This is a genomic window from Streptomyces sp. NPDC029151, assembly GCF_055564315.1.
In genome coordinates this window covers 841,444-861,940 of sequence record NZ_JBVHWQ010000002.1, presented here as the reverse complement: position 1 = coordinate 861,940, position 20,497 = coordinate 841,444, and the positions used below count along the sequence as shown (strand labels likewise).

Annotated in this window: 17 protein-coding genes and 3 tRNA genes; 11 read left to right on the top strand and 9 right to left on the bottom strand. The window is 73.4% G+C overall.

The features are described from left to right. Window positions 1-10: 10 nt before the first annotated feature. The 3 genes from ACZ4VF_RS11640 (at window position 11) to ACZ4VF_RS11630 (ending at window position 4,602) form a co-directional block, all read left to right on the top strand. Complete coding sequence (locus ACZ4VF_RS11640; RefSeq protein ID WP_467925130.1) at window positions 11-1,276, top strand: NAD(P)/FAD-dependent oxidoreductase; 1,266 nt, start codon at window positions 11-13, stop codon at window positions 1,274-1,276. Between the two features lie 47 nt (window positions 1,277-1,323). After that, the gene (dnaG, locus tag ACZ4VF_RS11635) at window positions 1,324-3,228 is read left to right on the top strand and encodes a DNA primase (protein WP_467925128.1); all 1,905 of its coding nucleotides are present in this window, start codon (window positions 1,324-1,326) and stop codon (window positions 3,226-3,228) included. A 102-nt stretch (window positions 3,229-3,330) separates the two neighbouring features. Further along, the gene (locus ACZ4VF_RS11630) at window positions 3,331-4,602 is read left to right on the top strand and encodes an RNA polymerase sigma factor (RefSeq protein ID WP_467925126.1); all 1,272 of its coding nucleotides are present in this window, start codon (window positions 3,331-3,333) and stop codon (window positions 4,600-4,602) included. A 23-nt stretch (window positions 4,603-4,625) separates the two neighbouring features. Here the strand turns inward: ACZ4VF_RS11630 and ACZ4VF_RS11625 are convergent, their stop codons facing one another. The 6 genes from ACZ4VF_RS11625 to ACZ4VF_RS11600 form a co-directional block, all read right to left on the bottom strand. Further along, window positions 4,626-5,885, bottom strand: a complete 1,260-nt coding sequence (locus tag ACZ4VF_RS11625) for a hypothetical protein (protein ID WP_467925124.1) — start codon at window positions 5,883-5,885, stop codon at window positions 4,626-4,628. A 68-nt stretch (window positions 5,886-5,953) separates the two neighbouring features. Then, window positions 5,954-6,463 carry a SigE family RNA polymerase sigma factor gene (locus ACZ4VF_RS11620; RefSeq protein WP_467925122.1) on the bottom strand — a complete coding sequence of 170 codons (510 nt, stop codon included), beginning with the start codon at window positions 6,461-6,463 and terminating at the stop codon, window positions 5,954-5,956. 180 nt (window positions 6,464-6,643) lie between these two features. Then, window positions 6,644-8,572 (bottom strand): ABC transporter ATP-binding protein, encoded by a 1,929-nt coding sequence (locus ACZ4VF_RS11615; RefSeq protein ID WP_467925120.1) that lies wholly within the window; start codon window positions 8,570-8,572, stop codon window positions 6,644-6,646. After that, complete coding sequence (locus tag ACZ4VF_RS11610) at window positions 8,572-10,305, bottom strand: ABC transporter ATP-binding protein (protein ID WP_467925118.1); 1,734 nt, start codon at window positions 10,303-10,305, stop codon at window positions 8,572-8,574. The genes ACZ4VF_RS11615 and ACZ4VF_RS11610 overlap by 1 nt, the downstream gene beginning before the upstream one ends. A gap of 113 nt (window positions 10,306-10,418) precedes the next feature. Further along, entirely contained in the window at window positions 10,419-11,858 is a 1,440-nt protein-coding gene (locus ACZ4VF_RS11605) for an FGGY family carbohydrate kinase (protein ID WP_467925116.1), read from the bottom strand. Window positions 11,859-11,922: 64 nt separating this feature from the next. Further along, window positions 11,923-12,228, bottom strand: a complete 306-nt coding sequence (locus tag ACZ4VF_RS11600) for a YtxH domain-containing protein (RefSeq protein WP_467925114.1) — start codon at window positions 12,226-12,228, stop codon at window positions 11,923-11,925. Between the two features lie 160 nt (window positions 12,229-12,388). Here ACZ4VF_RS11600 and ACZ4VF_RS11595 point away from each other — a divergent pair. From ACZ4VF_RS11595 to ACZ4VF_RS11580, 4 genes are all read left to right on the top strand, one after another. Further along, window positions 12,389-12,461 (top strand) — tRNA-Asn (locus ACZ4VF_RS11595). 6 nt (window positions 12,462-12,467) lie between these two features. Continuing rightward, window positions 12,468-12,540 (top strand) — tRNA-Asn (locus ACZ4VF_RS11590). A 187-nt stretch (window positions 12,541-12,727) separates the two neighbouring features. Then, window positions 12,728-12,801: transfer RNA gene (locus tag ACZ4VF_RS11585), tRNA-Ile, on the top strand. Window positions 12,802-13,201: 400 nt separating this feature from the next. Then, the gene (locus ACZ4VF_RS11580) at window positions 13,202-14,497 is read left to right on the top strand and encodes a M20 metallopeptidase family protein (RefSeq protein ID WP_467925112.1); all 1,296 of its coding nucleotides are present in this window, start codon (window positions 13,202-13,204) and stop codon (window positions 14,495-14,497) included. Window positions 14,498-14,504: 7 nt separating this feature from the next. Here ACZ4VF_RS11580 and ACZ4VF_RS11575 read toward each other — a convergent pair whose 3' ends face one another. Next, entirely contained in the window at window positions 14,505-14,939 is a 435-nt protein-coding gene (locus tag ACZ4VF_RS11575) for a hypothetical protein (RefSeq protein ID WP_467925110.1), read from the bottom strand. A gap of 32 nt (window positions 14,940-14,971) precedes the next feature. On the opposite strand from ACZ4VF_RS11575, the gene ACZ4VF_RS11570 reads away from it, so the two are divergent. Together ACZ4VF_RS11570 and ACZ4VF_RS11565 are read left to right on the top strand one after the other, a co-directional pair. Next, the gene (locus ACZ4VF_RS11570) at window positions 14,972-15,583 is read left to right on the top strand and encodes an asparagine synthase-related protein (RefSeq protein ID WP_467925108.1); all 612 of its coding nucleotides are present in this window, start codon (window positions 14,972-14,974) and stop codon (window positions 15,581-15,583) included. Window positions 15,584-15,659: 76 nt separating this feature from the next. Continuing rightward, complete coding sequence (locus tag ACZ4VF_RS11565; protein ID WP_467925106.1) at window positions 15,660-16,982, top strand: serine/threonine-protein kinase; 1,323 nt, start codon at window positions 15,660-15,662, stop codon at window positions 16,980-16,982. Window positions 16,983-17,131: 149 nt separating this feature from the next. Here ACZ4VF_RS11565 and ACZ4VF_RS11560 read toward each other — a convergent pair whose 3' ends face one another. Beyond that, the gene (locus ACZ4VF_RS11560; RefSeq protein WP_467925104.1) at window positions 17,132-17,875 is read right to left on the bottom strand and encodes an ANTAR domain-containing response regulator; all 744 of its coding nucleotides are present in this window, start codon (window positions 17,873-17,875) and stop codon (window positions 17,132-17,134) included. 179 nt (window positions 17,876-18,054) lie between these two features. Between ACZ4VF_RS11560 and ACZ4VF_RS11555 the strand changes: the two genes are divergently transcribed. Together ACZ4VF_RS11555 and ACZ4VF_RS11550 are read left to right on the top strand one after the other, a co-directional pair. After that, window positions 18,055-18,366 (top strand): STAS domain-containing protein, encoded by a 312-nt coding sequence (locus ACZ4VF_RS11555; protein ID WP_467925625.1) that lies wholly within the window; start codon window positions 18,055-18,057, stop codon window positions 18,364-18,366. Continuing rightward, window positions 18,363-19,328, top strand: a complete 966-nt coding sequence (locus ACZ4VF_RS11550) for an anti-sigma factor RsbA family regulatory protein (RefSeq protein ID WP_467925102.1) — start codon at window positions 18,363-18,365, stop codon at window positions 19,326-19,328. Before ACZ4VF_RS11555 ends, ACZ4VF_RS11550 begins: the two co-directional genes overlap by 4 nt. Window positions 19,329-19,349: 21 nt before the next feature. Here ACZ4VF_RS11550 and ACZ4VF_RS11545 read toward each other — a convergent pair whose 3' ends face one another. Next, window positions 19,350-20,387, bottom strand: coding sequence for a rod shape-determining protein (locus ACZ4VF_RS11545; RefSeq protein WP_467925100.1), 1,038 nt, complete (start codon window positions 20,385-20,387; stop codon window positions 19,350-19,352). Window positions 20,388-20,497: the final 110 nt, after the last annotated feature.

Sequence of the window (20,497 nt, the reverse complement as noted above, 5' to 3'; positions counted from 1 at the left end):
GAGGCATCAAGTGGTCGACGCGGATCAGACATTCATCATCGTCGGAGGCGGTCTCGCCGGCGCCAAGGCGGCCGAGACGCTCCGCGCGGAGGGCTTCAGCGGCCGGGTGATACTGATCTGCGACGAACGCGACCACCCGTACGAGCGCCCGCCGCTGTCCAAGGGCTACCTGCTCGGCAAGGAGGAGCGCGACAGCGTCTTCGTGCACGAACCCGCCTGGTACGCGCGGAACGACATCGAGCTGCACCTCGGGCAGACCGTGGACCGGATCGACCGTGCGGCGAAGACGGTCCGCTTCGGTGACGACGGCACCCTCGTCCGCTACGACAAGCTGCTCCTGGTCACCGGCGCTGAGCCGCGCCGCCTGGACGTCCCCGGCACGGACCTGGCGGGCGTCCACCACCTGCGCCGCCTCGCGCACGCCGAGCGCCTCAAGGGCGTCCTGCACCACCTCGGCCAGGAGAACGGGCACCTGGTGATCGCGGGCGCCGGCTGGATCGGCCTGGAGGTCGCGGCGGCGGCCCGCGAGTACGGCGCCGAGGTCACGGTGATCGAACCGGAGCCGACCCCGCTGCACGGCGTCCTCGGCCCCGAGCTGGGCAACGTCTTCGCCCAGCTGCACCGCGAGCACGGCGTCCGCTTCCACTTCGGCGTGCGGCTCACCGAGATCATCGGCCAGGACGGCATGGTCCTCGCGGCCCGCACGGACGACGGCGAGGAGCACCCGGCGCACGACGTCCTCGCGGCGATCGGCGCGGCACCGCGGGCCGCGCTCGCGGAGGCGGCGGGCCTGGAGATCGCCGACCGGGCGCACGGCGGCGGCATCGTCGTCGACGAACGGCTGCGCACCTCCGACCCCGACATCCACGCGGCCGGCGACGTGGCGTCCTTCCCGCTGGCCCTGTTCGGCACCCGGCTGCGGGTGGAGCACTGGGCGAACGCCCTGAACGGCGGCCCGGCGGCGGCCCGCGCGATGCTGGGCCAGGACGTCACCTACGACCGGGTGCCGTACTTCTTCACCGACCAGTACGACCTGGGCATGGAGTACAGCGGGTGGGCGCCGCCGGGGGCGTACGACGAGGTGGTGATCCGGGGCGACGTCGGCAAGCGGGAGTTCATCGCGTTCTGGGTGAAGGAGGGACGCGTGCTGGCCGGGATGAACGTGAACGTGTGGGACGTCACAGAGCAGATCCAGAACCTGATCCGTTCCCGGGCCCGGGTGAACGTCGAGGCCCTCTCCGACCCGCACGTACCCCTGGGCGACCTCGTCTCCTGATCTCCGGGAGCACCGGGACTGTCACCGCGCCCCCGTAGACTTCACCCGTGGCAGGACGGATCAACGACGAGGACGTGAAGGCGGTACGGGACGCGGTCCCGATCGACGCCGTGGTCTCCGAGTACCTCCAGCTGCGCAACGCGGGCGGCGGCAACCTCAAGGGCCTGTGCCCGTTCCACGACGAGAAGTCGCCGTCCTTCCAGGTCAGCCCGAGCAAGGGACTCTTCCACTGCTTCGGCTGCCAGGAGGGCGGCGACACCATCACCTTCGTGATGAAGGTGGACCACCTCTCCTTCTCGGAGGCGGTCGAGCGGTTGGCCGCGCAGGCCGGCATCACGCTGCGGTACGAGGAGGGCGGGTACAACCCGGCGCACCAGCGCGGCGAGCGGATCCGCCTGGTCGAGGCGCACAAGATCGCCGCGCAGTGGTACGCGGAGCAGCTCGCCACCAGCGCCGAGGCCGAGACCGGGCGGATCTTCCTCGCCGAACGCGGTTTCGACCAGGCCGCCGCCGTCCACTTCGGCGTCGGCTACAGCCCGCAGGGCTGGGACCACCTCACCCGCTACCTGCGCGGCAAGGGCTTCACCGACAAGGAGCTGGTCGTCTCCGGCCTGTCCCAGGAGGGCCGCCGGGGCCCCATCGACCGTTTCCGGGGCCGCCTCATGTGGCCGATCCGGGACATCGGCGGCGAGGTCGTCGGCTTCGGCGCCCGGAAGCTGTACGAGGCGGACAACGGCCCGAAGTACCTCAACACCCCCGAGACGCCGATCTACAAGAAGAGCCAGGTGCTGTACGGCATCGACCTGGCGAAGAAGGAGATCGCCAAGTCCAGCCGCGCCGTGGTGGTCGAGGGCTACACGGACGTCATGGCCTGCCACCTGGCCGGGGTCACGACGGCCATCGCGACCTGCGGTACGGCCTTCGGCGGCGAGCACATCAAGATCCTGCGCCGGCTGCTGATGGACAACGGCAGCGCGCGGGTCATCTTCACCTTCGACGGTGACGCGGCCGGGCAGAAGGCCGCGCTGCGCGCCTTCGAGGACGACCAGAAGTTCGCCGCGGAGACGTACATCGCGATCGCGCCGGACGGCATGGACCCGTGCGACCTGCGCCTCGCCAAGGGCGACGAGGCGGTGGCGGACCTGGTCGAACCGCGCACGCCGCTCTTCGAGTTCGCGCTGCGCCAGATCGTGGCACGGTACGACCTGGACACCCCGGCGGGGCGCGCCGCCGCCCTGGACGAGGCCGCGCCGATCGTCGCCAAGATCAAGAACAGTGGCGCCCAGCACGAGGTCGCCGTGGAACTGGCCGGCATGCTCGGCATCCTCGACACCCAGTTCGTGGTCCGCCGGGTCGCCCAGCTGGCCCGCTGGGCCCGTGACGGCAAGGGCCCGCAGCAGGACGACCGGCGCCGCCGGCCCGAGCAGCAGTGGGCCGAGTCCCCGCGCCCCGCGAACTCCGGCCCGGCGCTCACCCTGCGCAACCCGGTGTTCGCCGCCGAACGCGAGCTGCTGAAGCTCGCCCTCCAGCGTCCCGAGCTGGTCTCCCCGGCCTTCGACGCCTACGGCGTGGACGAGTTCACGGCGCCGCCGTACGCCGCCGTGCGCCAGGCCGTCGCCGAGGCGGGCGGCGCCGAGTACGGCGTCCCGGACCCGCAGGAGTACCTGGTCCGGGTCCGCGAGGCCGCGCCGGACGACACGGTCCGCGCGATGGTCACCGAGCTGGCCGTCGAACCGATCCTGCGCCGCACGGTGGACGAGACCTACGCCGGCACGGTCCTCGTCCAGATCCGCCGCCGCGCCGTGGAACGCCGCATCCGTGACATCCAGTCCCAGATGACCCGCCTCTCCACCGGCGGCGACCCCGCCCAGCTGGCCGCCGTGCAGAACGAGCTGTGGGTCCTCCAGCAGTACGACCAGGCCCTGCGGGAACGGGGCGCGGAGGCGCTGTAGGGAGGCGGCCCGCACCTTGCCGTCGCCCGGCAACGCGGACCGACGCCCGAAGGTGCCAAGCGCATAGTCCGACGAGCTGCGTAACCGCTCCGTCACGGACCGATGCAAAAAGTCACCGCACGACCCTCGTGGCGGCCTTGTGTCGTACCCCACACTGGGGGCGGTGCCCGAGCCTCGGAGCGCACGCTGCCGCACACCTTCAGGCAGCGATCATCCTGGAGGTCGCCCCCCGTGCAGACCCAGACCCTCACCCAGACCCGCAGCACGACCAGCGCCACCAGCACCACCCCGGACGAGCCGGACGCGGAGGCGGACGTCCTCACGGCCGTGCCCCCGCAGAGCCGTCTCCCGCTGCACCCGGAGGCCGTGCCGGAGGAGACGGCGGAGCCGCCCGCCGACGCGCTCGCGGACGAGCCGGAGGAACCCGTCGAGGTTCCCGTCGTCGCGCGCCCCGAGTCCGGCGGCCCCTCCGCCGACCTGTTCCGCCAGTACCTGCGCGAGATCGGCCGCATCCCGCTGCTCACCGCCGCCGAGGAGGTGGAACTCGCCCGCCGGGTGGAGGCGGGCCTGTTCGCGGAGGAGAAGCTCGGCAGCACCCCCGACCTGGACAGCCAGCTGGCGCTCGACCTGGACCGGCTCGTCGTCATGGGCCGCGTGGCCAAGCGGCGGCTCATCGAGGCGAACCTGCGGCTCGTCGTCTCGGTGGCCAAGCGGTACGTCGGCCGCGGCCTGACCATGCTCGACCTCGTCCAGGAGGGCAACCTCGGGCTGATCCGGGCCGTGGAGAAGTTCGACTACGCCCGCGGCTACAAGTTCTCCACCTACGCCACCTGGTGGATCCGCCAGGCCATGTCCCGGGCACTCGCCGACCAGGCCCGCACCATCCGCGTCCCGGTCCACGTGGTGGAGCTGATCAACCGGGTCGTGCGCGTGCAGCGGCGGATGCTCCAGGAGCGGGGCTACGAGCCGACGCCCGAAGAGGTCGCCGCCCACCTCGACCTGCTGCCCGAGCGGGTCTCCGAGGTCCTGCGCCTCGCCCAGGAGCCGGTGTCGCTGCACGCCCCGGTCGGCGAGGAGGACGACGTCGCCCTCGGTGACCTCATCGAGGACGGTGACGCGGCCAGCCCGGTGGAGTCCGCCGCGTTCCTGCTGCTGCGCGAGCACCTGGAGGCCGTCCTGTCCACGCTCGGCGAACGCGAGCGGAAGGTCGTCCAGCTCCGGTACGGCCTGGTCGACGGACGCCCGCGCACCCTGGAGGAGATCGGCCGCATCTTCGGCGTGACGCGGGAACGGATACGGCAGATCGAGTCCAAGACCCTCGGCAAGCTCCGCGACCACGCCTTCGCGGACCAGCTGAGGGGCTATCTGGACTGAGGGGCTCCCCGCGCCGGGGGGCCTCAGCTCCGCCAGTGCCGGTCGAGGGCGATCCCGCGGAGCTGCGCGACGGTGAGGGCCGGGGTGCTCCGGGTGGCGGAGTCGTGCTGCGAGCCGGAGTTGAAGGCGCTGACGACGACCCGGAAGCCGTCCTTGCGCATCGTGTCGACGGTCCACATGACCACGCCGTCGCCGCCCTTCTCGCCGGGGCCCTGGTGCACGGCGACCCGCGTGCCGTCGGCGAGCGTCTCGTCGTCGGGGCCGAAGAGATCGTCGCGGACCCCGTTCTGCTGCGGCTGCACGTTGACCTGCACCAGGCTCCTGCCCTTGCCGTCGTCGACGACGACGTAGGCGAAGTCGCCGTCGTCACGGCTCTTGCCGACGACCTTCAGCCCCCGGGGCAGCAGGGACAGCAGCCGGGAGCGGGCGTGCAGGCCGGCCCCGGGGTCCGTGGGATCGGGGGCGGGCCGGCGCGGGTCGCGCGGGAGGGCGTCCACGAGGGTCCGCCACTCCTCGGCCGACGCGAGCCGGGTCAGGGCGGCCGGGTCCAGCGGGGGCTCGTCCCGGCTGACGGCGGCACCCTTCTCGGAGGGCGCGTTCCACTCCGACACGGCGACGTGCTGACCGGCCGGCGTGACCAGCTCCGCGGTCCACAGCTTGGTGTCCGCACGCCGGTCCGGGTACTCGTAGCCCCGCATGACCCTGATCACCGAGCCGTCCGTGAGGTGGTCGGTGACGCAGGAGTCGTACGGGACGTAGACCTTGTCCGGGCACTCGACGGCCTGCCGCGCGTCGGTCCCGCCGGGCTCCACGCGGTTGACGCTGACGGAGACGGCGGCGGCGCCGTGGCCGTCGTCGTACACGACGGAGGCGAACGGGAAGACGGCGGGGCCCTCCTCGGACCCGCGCCCCGTCTCCTGGCCGGACTTCCCCGGCGGGAGCAGCCGTTCCAGGGTCCGGATCATCCGCTCCTTGCCGACGCCCGGCGCGTGGGTCCCGGCGGGACGCGGGCCGGCGGCGAGGGAGGACGGCTGCGGCGCGGCGGGGGAGGCGTGCCCCCACGGCACGAGGAGCGCCCCGCAGGCTCCGGCGAGCGCCACCCCGGTGATGCCGCCGGCGACGGCCGCCCGGCGCCGCAGCCGCAGCCGCCGGCCCCGCAGCGCGCCGGCCGCGGCGAGCGCGCCCCGGTCGGTCTCGAAGGCGCCGCCGGCCTGGTGCAGGGCGGCGGACAGCCGGTCCTCGAAAGGGTCGCTGTGCGGGTCGCTGTGCTGGTCGTGAGGCATGGCGGAACCACCGTTTCGGCGAGGTGAGTGACAGGGGTCGGGTGACGCGGGGCGGGTGGACCGCGGTGTCAGGGCCGGGCGTACGCGCCGACGTCCTCGCCCAGCAGCTCGCGCAGCCGGGCCAGCGCCCGCGTGCAGCGGGTCCGTACGGCGGCGGAGCTCGCGTCGAGGGCATCGGCGGTCTCCTGGACGGACCGGTCCTCCCAGTACCGCAGGACGACGACGGCCCGGTCCTTCGCGGGCAGCCGCGCGAGCGCGTCGAGCAGCGTCAGCCGCAGCGGCGTGTCCCCGGCGGCGTACGCCACCTCGGGCAGCGTGCCGGTCGCCCGCTCCCCGCTGCTGCGGCGCCGCTGATGGGCGAGGAACGCGCGGGTGAGCACGGTCTGCGCGTACGCGGCCGGGTTGTCGGCCCGCGCCACGCGTGCCCAGCGGACGTAGATCCGCCCGAGCGTCTCCTGCACGAGGTCCTCGGCGAGATGCGTGTCGCCGGCGGTCAGCAGACAGGCGGCGCGGTACAGATGTCCGGCCCGCACGGCCGCGAACTCCGCATACTCCTCGGCCCTGGCCTGTCGTCCCATCTGCTCCCCTTGCATCGCGTGGCGCGTCCACCTCATTGATGCGGTGAGAGAGGGAAATGTTTCACGGGGTTCCCCGCGGATCCCCCTGGCCGCCGCCACGGCCGGGGCGGGCCCGCGGACCGCCCGGGCCGGTGTGCGGGACTCGCACCTTTGGTCCGGCCGGTCCGCGGGAGGGACGCGCTAGTCGACCTCGGCGACCGCCTGCGCGAACTGCGCCTTGTACAGCCGGGCGTACGCCCCGTCCGCCGCCAACAGCTCGGCGTGCCCGCCCTGTTCCACGATGGAGCCGTTCTCCATCACCAGGATCGTGTCCGCGTCCCGGATCGTGGAGAGCCGGTGGGCGATCACGAACGACGTACGGCCCGCCGCCAGCTTGGCCATCGCCTTCTGGATCAGCACCTCGGTACGGGTGTCGACCGAGCTCGTCGCCTCGTCCAGCACCAGGATCACCGGGTCGGACAGGAACGCCCGCGCGATGGTGATCAGCTGTTTCTCACCGGCGCTGACCCCCGTGCCCTCGTCGTCGATCACGGTGTCGTACCCGTCGGGCAGGGTGCGGATGAACCGGTCCGCGTGCGCGGCCCGGGCCGCCTCCTCGATCTCGCCCCGGGTGACCTCGCGCGAGGCGCCGTACGCGATGTTCTCCGCGATGGTCCCGCCGAACAGCCAGGTGTCCTGGAGCACCATGCCGATCCCGGACCGCAGTTCGTCCCGGGTCATCCTCCGGATGTCGACCCCGTCCAGCGTGATCCGGCCGCCCGACACGTCGTAGAACCGCATCAGCAGGTTGACCAGCGTGGTCTTGCCCGCGCCGGTCGGGCCGACGATCGCCACCGTGTGCCCGGGCTCCACCGTCAGCGACAGGTCCTCGATCAGCGGCTTCTCGGGGTCGTACCGGAACGACACGTGCTCCAGCCGCACCCGCCCGCGCAGCTCCTCCGGCCGCTCGCCCGGCACCGGATCCGCCTCCTGCTCCTCCGCGTCCAGGAGTTCGAAGATCCGCTCGGCCGAGGCGACACCGGACTGCACCAGGTTCGCCATCGACGCCACCTGGGTCAGCGGCATCGAGAACTGCCGCGAGTACTGGATGAAGGCCTGCACGTCACCGATGGACAGGGAGCCGGACGCGACGCGCAGCCCGCCCACGACCGCCACCAGCACGTAGTTCAGGTTCGACACGAACATCATCAGCGGCTGCATGACACCGCTGTTGAACTGCGCCTTGAAAGCGGCCTGGTACAGCGCCTCGTTCTGCTCGGCGAACTGCTGCGCCGACTCCCGCTGCCGGCCGAACACCTTCACCAGGGTGTGCCCGGTGTACATCTCCTCGATGTGCGCGTTCAGCTTGCCGGTGGAGCGCCACTGCTGCACGAAGTGCGGCTGCGACCGCTTGCCGACCCGGGTGGCGACCACGAACGACAGCGGTACGGTCACCAGCGCGACCAGCGCCAGGATCCAGGACACCCAGAACATCATCGCGAGGACGCCGACGATGGTCAGCACCGAGTTGATCAGCTGGCCCATCGACTGCTGGAGCGTCTGCCCGATGTTGTCGATGTCGTTGGTCGCCCGGGACAGCACCTCACCGCGCTGCCGCTTGTCGAAGTACGACAGGGGCAGCCGTGACAGCTTGGTCTGCACGTCCTCCCGCAGCCGGTACATCGTGCGGTTCACGGCCCGGTTCACCAGCCGGGTCGCGACCGCCATCAGCAGACCGGCGACCAGGAACGTGCCGAGCGCGAGCAGCAGGACGTCCCCGACGGCGCCGAAGTCGATGCCCTTGCCCGGGGTGAAGTCGGTGCCCCCCAGCATGTCCGCGATCCGGCCCTGGCCGCGCTCGCGCATGGAGTCGAGCACCTGCTGCTTGGTGGCGCCGGCCGGCATCCCCCGGCCGATGATGCCGGCGAACACCAGGTCCGTGGCCCGGCCGAGGATCTTCGGGCCGACCACGTTGAGGCCTACGCTGACGACCACGCAGAGCAGCAGGCCGTAGATGGTGAGCCGTTCCGGTCCGAACTGGGCGACGAGCCGTTTGCCCGACCCCTTGAAGTCCATCGAGCGCTGGTCGGGGCCGCCCCCGGCCATCATGCGTCCCATGGGCCCGGCCATCAGGCGGCCTCCGCTTCCGTCAGCTGGGAGAGCACGATCTCCCGGTAGGTCTCGTTGGATGCCATCAGCTCGGCGTGCCGGCCGGTGCCGACCACCCGGCCCTCGTCCAGCACGATGATCCGGTCGGCGTCCCGGATGGTCGCCACCCGCTGGGCGACGATCACGACGGTCGCCTCGGCGGTCTCCCGGGAGAGCGCCGCGCGCAGGGCCGCGTCCGTGGCGTAGTCGAGGGCGGAGAAGGAGTCGTCGAAGAGGTAGATCTCCGGGCGCTGCACCAGCGTGCGGGCGATGGCGAGCCGCTGCCGCTGACCGCCGGAGACGTTGGTGCCTCCCTGCGCGATCGGCGCGTCCAGGCCGCCCTCCAGCCTGCTCACGAAGTCCTTGGCCTGCGCCACCTCCAGCGCGTGCCACAGCTCCTCGTCGGTGGCGTCCGGATTGCCGTAGCGAAGGTTCGTGGCGACCGTGCCCGCGAACAGGTACGGCTTCTGCGGCACCAGTCCGACGGTCTTGGCGAGCAGCCGCGGGTCGACCTGCTGGACGTCCGTGCCGTCGACGAGGACCTCGCCCTCGGTGGCGTCGAACAGCCGGGGGACGAGTCCGAGCAGCGTCGACTTGCCGCTGCCGGTCGAGCCGATCACGGCGGTCGTCTCGCCCGGCCGGGCCGTCAGGTCGACGGACTTCAGCACCGGCTCCTCGGCACCCGGGTAGCGGAAACCCGCCCCCCGGATCTCCAGGTGTCCGTGCGCGCGCAGCTCGGTGACGGGGGCCGTCGGCGGCACGACGCTGGACTCCGTGTCCAGGACCTCCTGGATGCGCTCGGCGCACACCTCCGCGCGCGGCACCATCATGAACATGAAGGTGGCCATCATCACGGACATGACGATCTGCATCAGGTAGGCGAGGAACGCGGTGAGGTCGCCGATGGCCATCTGGCCGCTGTCGATCCGGTGGGCGCCGAACCACACCACCGCTATGGACGACAGGTTCACCACCGTCATCACGATCGGGAACATCAGGGCGAGCATCCGGCCGGTGGCCAGCTGCATGTCGGTCAGCTCGGCGTTGGCCTTCCCGAACCGGTCCTGCTCGTACCCGTCGCGGACGAAGGCGCGGATCACCCGGTTGCCGGTGATCTGCTCGCGCAGCACCCGGTTCACCGTGTCCAGCCGGACCTGCATCGACCGGAACAGCGGGCGCAGCCGGCGCACGATCAGCGTCACGGAGACGCCGAGCACCGGTACGACCGCGACCAGCACCGCCGACAGCGGCACGTCCAGGCCGAGCGCCAGCACGATCCCGCCCACGCACATGATGGGCGCCGACACCATCAGGGTGAACGTCATCAGGGCCAGCATCTGGACCTGCTGCACGTCGTTCGTCGTACGGGTGATGAGGGAGGGGGCACCGAAGTGACCCACCTCACGCGCGGAGAAGGACTGGACCCGGTCGAAGACGGCACCGCGCACGTCCCGGCCGAGCGCGGAGGCGGTCCGGGCACCGTAGTACACGGCACCGATGTTGCACACGACCTGCGCCAGCGAGATGCCGATCATCAGGGCGCCGAAGGACAGGATGTAACCCGTGTCCCCCTTCACGACACCGTTGTCGATGATGTCCGCGTTGAGAGTGGGCAGGTAGAGGGTGGCGCAGGTCTGCAGGAACTGCAGCACCACCACCAAGGCGATGGGTTTCTTGTAGGGCCTGAGATAGGTCCGCAGAAGTCGTATGAGCACGCTACGTCTCTCGGAGTCGGCGACAGGGGCTGAACGGTTGCCCTTGGCCCCTATCGTCGGACACTCCACCCGCGTTACCTCAAGCGATTAACCCGGCCGCCGCCCTCTTCGCGCTAAGAGCGGAAAGCCCCCGGGTGCGTCTGCTCCCGCACCGCCGTGAACTGCTGCCGCACCGCCTGCCCCACGGCCAGCTCCTCACCGGGCTCCAGCACCTGCGCCGCCGCACCCTGCCAGGCCGGCGGGGTCCGCGGGTCGAGCGTGCCCTGTGACACACCGAGTGCCCAGGCGGCCTGCCGGGCCGCGCCGATCGCCGTGTAGTCCGCGGGCTGCGGGACGACGACCTGCGCGCCGAACAGCGACGGCGCCGAGGCCTGCACGGCGGGCAGCTCGGCGGCCGGCCCCAGCAGGAAGATGCGCCGCACCTCCACGCCGCGCCCGCGCAGCACGTCCAGCGCGTCGGCGAGCCCGCACAGCATGCCCTCGAACGCGGCGCGCGCCAGGTGTTCGGGCTTCATCGACTCGCGCCGCAGCCCCGCGAGGGTCCCCGCGGTGTGCGGCAGGTTCGGCGTCCGCTCGCCCTCCAGGTAGGGCAGCAGCACCAGCCCGTGCGCGCCGGGCGTGGACTTCATGGCCAGGTCGGACAGGCTCTCCAGGTCCGGGAGACCGAGGAGTTCGGCGGTGCCGCGCAGGGCGCGCACGGCGTTCAGGGTGGTGACGACCGGCAGGTGCATGCCGGTCGCGTCGGCGAGCGAGGTGATCATCCCGGTCTGGTCGGCGAGCGCCTCCGGGTGCACGGCCATCACCGAGCCGGACGCCCCCAGCGACACGACCGCGTCCCCGAGGCCGATCCCCAGCCCGAACGCGGCGGCCATGGTCTCCCCGGTGCCGGCGGAGATCAGCAGCCCCTCCGGGGTCGTACCGGCCGCGTCGGCCGGGCCGATCACCTCCGGCAGCACCGCCTGGTGGCCGAGCGCCAGCTCGACCAGGTCGGGCCGGTAGGCGCCGGTGGCCGCCGACCAGTAGCCGGTGCCGGAGGCCCCGCCGCGGTCGGTGGTCCGGCGCACGGGCCGGCCGAGCAGCTGCCAGACCAGCCAGTCGTGGGCCTGGAGCAGCACGGCCGTGCGCCGCGCGTTCTCCGGTTCGTTCTTCGCGAGCCAGCGCAGCTTGGTGACCGGCCGGGCCGCCTGCGGCACACAGCCGACGGCCTGCGCCCAGGCCTCCTTGCCGCCGAGCGCGTCCACGAGGTCGGCGGCCGCGACCTGGGCGCGCTTGTCCCCGCCGACCATGGCCGGCCGGACGGTGTTGCCCTGGGCGTCCAGCGGCACGACCGCGTTCTGCTGGGACGCCACCCCGATGGCCTGCACGCCCTCCAGCAGGCCGCCGCCGGCCGCCTCCCCCAGGGAGAGCAGCCAGGCCTGCGGGTCGACGTCGCTCGGACGTCCTTCCATCGGGTGCGGGGCGTACCCCTGCCGTAGTACGGCACCGGTGTCGGTGTCGCAGACCACGATGCGCGTGAACTCCGGTGAGCTGTCCAAGCCGGCGACTATCCCCATGCCAAGGAATTTTGCCGTATCGGCGGGGGTGACTGTGATCCGCCGGGGCGCGGGTTCCCGCCCCCTAGGTGTTGCTCGTGCCCCAGTCGTCCCCGCCGCTGCCGTCGACGCCGCGTTCCCGCAGTGAGCGGACCCGCTGGGCCACCGACTCCGGGACACGGTCGCCGACCTTGTCGCTGACCGTGTGGAACGCCTTGCCGGCGTAGACCCGGCCCTGCTGGGCCGCGCTCTCGGCGGTGTTGCGCACCGCGGGGTTCTGCGCGATCTGCCGGGCCGATTTCTTCAGCTGCTCGTAGCGCTCGCGTCCGGCCCTCGTGCCGAGTACGTAACCGAGGGCCAGTCCGCCGAGGAACGTGAGCCGGTAGCGCATGGCTGCCACCCTTCCCGTGTGTAGGTCTCGTGGTGCGGCGCTGGCGCCGGGGAGTACCGATTGGCGGAGCACCCCCCTGCTTGCGCTAATGTATGTGTCGCAGCGAGCGCCCGCCCCCTGGCGAATACCCGGGTAGGTGCGTTCGATGCAATCGAGGCGATCCTCCGTAGCTCAATTGGCAGAGCAGCCGGCTGTTAACCGGCAGGTTACTGGTTCGAGTCCAGTCGGGGGAGCTTCGGTCCTCCGTAGCTCAATTGGCAGAGCAGCCGGCTGTTAACCGGCAGGTTACTGGTTCGAGTCCAGTCGGGGGAGCGCAGTGAACTGGGACCCCTTGGGGGTCCTTTTTCATGTCCGTTCCCTGTCGGCGGGAACCGCCGCCCCCGCGGCGGTGTCCTCAAGGTCATGAGCAGCGCGGAAGCCGACCATCCGAGGCAGGAGATCGTATGAGCGGCTATGCTGCGGCAGACGGCGCGCACACTTGTACGCGACACGCCGCTATGGGGCGGTAGCTCAGCCGGTTAGAGCAGCGGACTCATAATCCGTCGGCCGTGGGTTCGAGTCCCACCCGCCCCACCGAGGCGCTTCGGCGCAGGAACGTTTTCAGCTGCGAGACAGTGTCAGCCCCCTCGTGCCGGAGGGGGCTTTCCCGCTTCCGAGGAGCGTGCGCGCCACGGCGCGAGGTGACTCGCCCGGTCCCGTGGACGGTATTCCACTCGGGTCCATCAGGTTCCCGTCCCATCATGTCAGCGCGCCGGGCTCCGGTCGGGGCGCGGAATCCGTCATCCTGCAGGCGGCCGCCGCCGGCCGGATCCCGGCGCCGGGGCCGCGGGGGACTGTCCGGCACGGCCGCGCCGTCCCTACGGTGAGGGAGTAGCGCCTCCCCGTGGTCCCCGCGGTGAGGGGGTGCCGCCTCCCCGGGCGCCGCCCCGGGGGGTCACGCCGCCGCCGGGCCGGGCCCGGGAAGGAGAGATCCATGACGCCTCCGCCTCGGGCCGCGCGTGGCGCGTCGGACGCGGACCCGTACGCCGCCCCCGCCGGCGCCGTCGCCGGTTCCGAGTTGCTCGGTGAGGCGCGCCGGCTGGCCCCCGGGGCCGTTCAGTTGCGCCGCGCCCTGCACCGGGTCCCGGAGCCGGGGCTCGAACTGCCGCGCACCCAGCGGCTGCTCCTCGACGCGCTCGACGGGCTCGGTCTCGAGGTCCGTACCGGGCGCGGGCTGTCCTCCGTCACCGCGGTCCTCGCCGGCGCGGACGACGGGCCGACGGTCCTGCTGCGGGCCGACATGGACGCGCTGCCCGTCACCGAGGAGACCGGGCTGCCGTTCGCCTCGCGGAACGACGGGCTGATGCACGCCTGCGGGCACGACGTCCACGCGGCGATGCTGGTGGGCGCGGCACGGCTGCTGGCCGGGCGGCGGGAGACGCTTCCCGGGCGGGTGGTGTTCATGTTCCAGCCCGGCGAGGAGGGCCACCACGGCGCCCGGCGGATGATCGAGGAGGGGGTGCTGGAGGCGTCCGGCACCCGGGTGGACGGCGCGTTCGCCCTGCACGTGCACCCGAACCTGCCGGCCGGGACGGTACGGCTGCGGCCCGGGCCGCAGATGGCGGCCTCCGACCGGTTCCGGGTCGTGGTCCGGGGCCGCGGCGGACACGCCTCCGCCCCGCACACCGCCTGCGACCCGGTGCCGGTGGCCTGCGAGATCGTGCTCGCCCTGCAGACGGCGGTCACCCGGGGCGTGGCCGCCGACGACAGTGCCGTGCTGAGCGTGATCCGGCTGAGCGCGGGCACCGCCACCGGTGTCATCCCGGACACCGCGGAACTCTCCGGCACTCTGCGCACGCTGGCCGCGCCGACCCGGCTGCGGCTGCACGAGGTGATCGACCGGGTCGCCCGGGGCGTGGCCGCCGCGCACGGGGCGACGGCGGAGACGACCGTCGAGACCGGCTACCCGGTCACCGTCAACGACGCCGCCTTCACCGACCTCGTGCTGTCCGCCGCCGCCGGCACGCTCGGCGCCGACGCGGTGGAGGTGCTGCCGGCCCCGCTGATGACGGCGGAGGACTTCTCCTACGTGCTGCGGGCCGTGCCCGGTGCGCTGGCCTTCCTCGGCGCGTGCCCGCCGGACACGGCACCGCACGAGGCCCCGTCGCTGCACTCGCCCCGCATGACCGTCGACGAGGACGTGCTCGCCGCGGGCATCGCCTGCGAGGCCGCCGTGGCCCTCGCCTTCCTGACGGGTTCCGCCTCCGTGCCGGCGCGGCCCGGCGGGTGAGGGGCCGTCACGCCGCCGGCGCGGGGAACCAGGACACCATCTCCTCGTACTCCGGCGGGACGTCGCCGGCGGGGGAGAGCCAGTCGGCCTCGCCCGCGCGCCACTCGAAGGCGCGGTGGCGGGCGCCGAGTTCCTCCACGAGTTCGGCGGCCAGCCGGGAGGCCTCGTACAGGTCCTGGTCGGTGCTCCGGGAGCCGGCGGCGACGATCAGGCCGCGCACCTCGGCCGAGTGCCCGTAGCGGAAGGCGCCGGTGCCGAGCAGGTGCGGGTCCGTGTGCACCGGGGTGCCGTTGTCGCCGCCGAGGCGCCGGTGGGCGGCGGCCTTGGCCGCGGCCTTGGGCAGGAAGCGGCGCGCGTCCTCCCCGACCGTGACGGCGCCCAGCACCGCGTCGGCGGGGGCGGTGCCCGCGCCGGCCGTGGGGTCGAGGACGACGAAGCCCATCGCGGGGCGCGGGTAGGGCCCGCGGGGGCGGAGTGGTTGCGCAGGACACTCTCGGCGCGGCGGCGGCCGAGGTCCGTCAGCAGGTCGGTCAGCTCGTGGTCGGTGAGCATGTAGGTGTAGGGAACGAGATCGACGCCCGCCGGCACCTGGACGACCCCGCCGAGGCCCGCTACCGCGAGGTCACCTACCTCGCCCTCACCCGCCACGCCCAGGTCCTCTTCGACCGCAAGGACCGCATGAGCATGGCCTGCGGCCTTCAGGTCCGCGTTCCGTTCGCCGGCCACCGGCTGGTCGAGTACACCTTCAACATCCCCTGGGTGATGAAGAGTTTCGACGGCCGGGAGAAGAGCCTGCTGCGGGCCGCCATGAAGGACCTGCTGCCCACGGCGGTCGCCCAGCGCGTCAAGACGCCGTACCCGTCCATCCGGGCCGAGGCCTGCAACCGCACCCTGCGCGAGCGCCTCGCCGCCCTCGTCCGCACCGGAACCGGCCCGCTCGACCCCTTCTTCTCGCCCGACCTGGGGTCACGGGTACGGCGGGACGGGGCCGCGGCGCTGGAGGAGGGCATGAGCCGGGCCGCGCCGGAGACGACCCTCCAGCTCGACGAGTGGCTGCGCGCGTACGACGTGGACATCGTGCTCTGAGCCGTACCGGCCGCCGGACCCGGACCGTACCCGCCTGGGCATGGACGGGTCAGGTCCGGCGGCCATACTTGTCCGCATGGAACGCATCGGGGGATACCTCGTCGAGCGCCGGCTCGGCGAGGGCGGCATGGGCACGGTCTATCTCGCACGGACGCGCGGCGGGCGGGCCGTCGCGCTGAAGGTGGCCAAGCCCGAACTGGCCGCCGACCCCGTGTTCCGGGAGCGGTTCCGCAGCGAGGCGGAGGCGGCCCGCGCGGTCGGCGGCTTCCACACGGCGCCCGTGGTGGACGCCGACGTCGACGGCGACCCGCTCTGGCTGGCCACCGCCTACATCCCCGGCCCCACCCTCGCCGAGCGGCTCGCCGCCGAGGGCGCCATGGACGAGCCCCGGCTGCGGTCCCTGGGCGCCGCCCTCGCCGAGGCGCTGGAGTCCATCCACTCCTGCGGCCTGGTGCACCGGGACCTCAAGCCCGGCAACATCATCATGGCCGCCGACGGGCCCCGCGTCCTCGACTTCGGCATCGCCCGGGCCGTGGAGTCCACCCGCCTCACCGCCACCGGCACCGCCTTCGGCACCCCCGGATTCCTCGCTCCGGAACAGGCGCTCGGCCACGATGTGACCGGCGCCGCCGACGTGTTCGCCCTCGGTGCCGTGCTGGTCGCGGCGGCGGGCGGCGCCGCCTGGGGCGAGGGCACGCCGATGGGGCTGATGTACCGCTCGGTGCACGAGCCGCCGGACCTGTCCGCCGTACCGGCCGCGTTGGCGGACCTGGTCTCGGCGTGCCTGGCGAAGGAGCCCGCGGACCGGCCGACGCCCACCGCGCTGCTGGACCGGCTGACGGACCCGGCACCGGCGTACCCGCCGACCGTCCTCGCCACGCCGCGGACGACACCTCCGCAGGCGACACCTCCGCAGGCGGCGGCACCCCCGCGGCCGCCGACACCCCCGCAGGCGGCCGCGCCGGCCCACGCGTTCACCCCGCAGGCCTTCGCCCCGCCCGCGCAGCCCGCCACACCCCCGCACCTGCCCGCGCAGCCCGCCACACCCCCGTACCTGCCCGCGCAGCCCGTCGCCCCGCCGCCGCCCGGGTTCGGGCCGCCGCCCGTGCCGTACGGCGGCGGCTACGGCAGTTCGGAGGCCGTGCTCGCCGACGCGCAGTCCGGCGTGGTCGTGGGCGCCGCCGGAGTGCTCCTCGAAGTGGCGGGCGCCGCCGCCGACTTCCCCTGGGCGGAGATCGCCCACGTCGAACGCCACTGGCGCGGCCACCGCCTCACCGTCACCGTGCGGCTGTGGGACGGCGGGGTGTACTCCTGCGAGCTGAACGCCCGCCGCAGGGCCCGGCTGACCGCCTGGCTGGCCCAGCTCGACCCGGTCCTCGCCCGGTACCTGACCCGCTAGGGGCGCACGGCCAACCACCGTGACGACGTCATGACTTGGCCCGTACAGGCTTGAACCGGCCGGGTCCTGGGCACGCACCTCCTACCGGCGTCGAGCCGGGCGGTGTCGGCAGGAGGAGGGCGTCATGGACCGTCGGATCCGGGTGCGTGTCAGCCGGCGGCCGGCCGCGCCGCGCGGGCAGGAGATCGACCGCAGGACTCCCTCGGGGCGCATCCTGCCGTACTGACCCGGCGGGCCGCCGCGGCCAGCGCCGTGCGCAGTGGTTCCGGCGGGGCCGGTCCGTCCGGCGCCGCGCTCGCCGTGACCGCCGAAGCCACCCGCCGCAGCTTGGTGTTGCACCGCTGGGACGCCTCCCGCAGGATCTCCCACGCCTGTTCCGGGGTGCAGCCGTGCGCCGCCATCAGGATGCCGCGGGCCTGGTCGATCACCGGTCGCGAGTCCATCGCGTGCCGCAGCTGCTCTATCTCCAGGCGCAGCATGTCCAGTTGCTCGGCGCGCTCGCGCGCCACCGCCGACGCGCCCCGGCCGGACACGTCCGCGGACCGGGCGGCACCCAACGGGTCCTCGGGATCCAGTCCCACCAGCTCCAGCACCCGGCGCGGCTGCCCCTGCCAGCCGGTGACCCGTACCGGCAGCCCGTGCCGGCGGCCGTACGCGCTCAGCGTGTCCAGGGCGGCCAGCCCCGCCGTGTCCAGGAAGGAGACCCCGGAGACGTCCAGTTCGACCCCGCGGGCGTCCGCCGGGAGGGCCGTCAGCGCCCCGGTGACGGTGTCCGCGCAGCCGTGGACCAGTTCGCCGTGCGCGGTCAGCAGGGCCCGGCCGCCCTCCGTACGGCCCTCGACGGCCAGGGGGACGGGCCGTCCGGGGTGCGAGGCGCCTGCCGCTGAGCTCATGTCTCCGTTCCGCTCCGCCGTTCGTCGTTCACCTCTCGCCTGCCCTCGGTGCCGCGACCGACACCCGCTTTCCGGGGATGGGGGCGCATACTGGGCACTCAAGTACCTGTGCGCTGGGAGACGACGTGAGCGGACCCGAGCCGGCGTGGCCCCCGCCGGCCGTCGCCGTGCCGCAGCCCATGACGCCGCGGCTCGATGTGCAGCCGCTGGCCGGACGGACCGGATTCCGGGCGGCGGGCGAGGTGAGCCTGCCCACGCGCCGCATCTGGGAACGCGCGCTGGACCGGGCCGTTCGCGAGGGCGAGGACGTGTATTACTTGGAGCTTTCCGCGCTGACCTTCGTCGACGTCGCCGGTGTCGGCGCGCTGGCGGACGCCGCCCGCAGCCTCGGCGGCCGGCGGCGCCTGGTGCTGGACCGGCCGCCGGACACCGTGCCACGCATGCTGGACCTGCTGTGGCCCGGCCTGCCCGGGATCGAGGTGGCCACGTGACGACCGGGACGGCCGAAACCGCGGGATCCGCCGAGCCGTTCGTGCACCCGGCCCTGTTCTACGGCGCCACGCACGAGTACCTGGCCGGCACCGTGCCCTTCGTGCGGGCGGCGCTGGAGGCGGACGAACCCGTCGCGGTCGCCGTCCCCGGCGAGAACCTGCGGCTGATCCAGGACGAGCTGGGCGCCGACGGCGCCGCCGTGCGCTGGCTGGACATGCGGGAGGCCGGCCGCAACCCCGGCCGGATCATCCCCGGGGTGCTGCGCGCCTTCGCCGACGCCCAGCCGCCCGGCCGACGGGTCCACATCATCGGCGAGCCGGTCTGGGCGGGCCGCAGCCCCGTCGAGTACCCGGCCTGCGTCCAGCACGAGGCGCTGATCAACGCCGCGTTCCGGGGGCGCCGGGTCACCATCCTGTGCCCCTACGACACCGCCCGCCTCGACGAGCGCGCGCTCGCCGACGCGTACGCCACCCACCCCGTCGTCGTCCCGGCCGGCTCCGGTGCGCGGCACCCCAGCGCGGCCTACGACCCCGAGGGGGTGATCGCCCGCTACAACGAGCCGCTGCCGCCCGCCCCCGGCGCCGCCCCGGACGTGTTCGAGGCCGCCTTCGACGAGGACTCCCTGTCCGCGGTCCGGCACCTGGCCACCGACCACGGCGCCCGCCTCGGCCTGGCCGGCCTGGCCCTGGAGAACCTGGCCCTGATCACCGCCGAGCTGACCACCAACAGCGTGGTCCACGGCGGCGGCACGGGCGTGCTCACGGTGTGGCCCGAGGACGGGTACGTGCTGTGCGAGGTCCGTGACAAGGGCCGCCTCACCGACCCCCTGGCCGGCCGCCGCCCCGCGAGCCGCGACCAGCGCGGTGGACGCGGGCTGCTGATGGTCAACCTCCTCGCCGACCTGGTGCGGACCCACACCGGTGCGCGGGGCACGACCATCCGGTGCCACCTGCGCCGCTGAGGCGCCCGCGCCCGGGGCCGCTCAGGCCGCGAGCGGGTTCAGCGTCAGCGGCTCGATCCGGCCCTCCAGCATCGCGCCCAGTCCCTGGGCCGCGCACACGTCGGGCCGCTCGGCGATGTGCACCGGCATCCGGGTGGCCCGCCGCAGCATCTGGTCGAACCCGGGCAGCAGCGCCGAGCCGCCGACCATCGTGATCCCGCGGTCGGCGAGGTCGGCCACCAGATCGGGCGGGCAGTGCCGCAGCACCTTGCCGATGCCGTCCAGGACGGCCGTGAGCAGGGTCTGGACCGCGTCGCGCACGGCCGCGGTGTCCACCCGCACACTGCGTGCCAGCCCCGTCACCACGTCCCGGCCCTGGATCTCGGCGGACACCGGGCCGTTCGCGGACAGCCCGTCGCCGGACAGCGCCAGCTGCAGCGGCCGTACCGCCTGACTGGGCAGCATCAGCGCGTGCTCGTGCCGCAGGTGCTGCACGATCGCGGCGTCCACGGCCTCCCCGCCCACCGGGATCCGCTCGGCGGCGACGATGGACCCCAGCGAGAGCACCGCGACCTGGGTCGCCGCCGCCCCGCACACCATGATCATGCTGGCCTCGGGCCGTTCCACCGGCAGCCCGCACCCCACGGCGGCGGCGATCAGCGTGTCCACCAGCTCCACCCGGCGCGCCCCCAGCCCGACCAGCGTCTCGATCGTCGCCCGCTGGGCCAGCGGATCCGCGTCGTGCGGGGCACAGGCCGCCGCCCGCAGCCGGGCCTTGCGGCGCAGCGCCCGGCGCATCTTGTCGCCGAGCAGGTGCCGCAGCATCCGCTGGGCCATCTCGATGTCCACCACCGTGCCGCCGGAGATGGGCCGTACGACCCTGATGTAGTCCGGGGTGCGTCCCGTCATCCGCTCCGCGAACTCGCCCACGGCGATCAGCCCGCCGGTGCGCATGTTCACGGCGGCGACCGAGGGCTGATCCACGACCAGACCGGCGCCCTTCACATACACCCGGGTGCGGGCCGCGCCCAGGTCGACGGCGAAGTGGCAGCGGCGCAACTGCTCCAGGCTGACGGTCACGGTGGATCCTCCCGAGTGCGGTGGCCATGGGGCCCCGTCCGATTCGGCGGGCTCACTGGCATCCTGCGCGGGGCGGGAGGCGGACGCCCGCTGTGCGCGCCCGGGCGGGG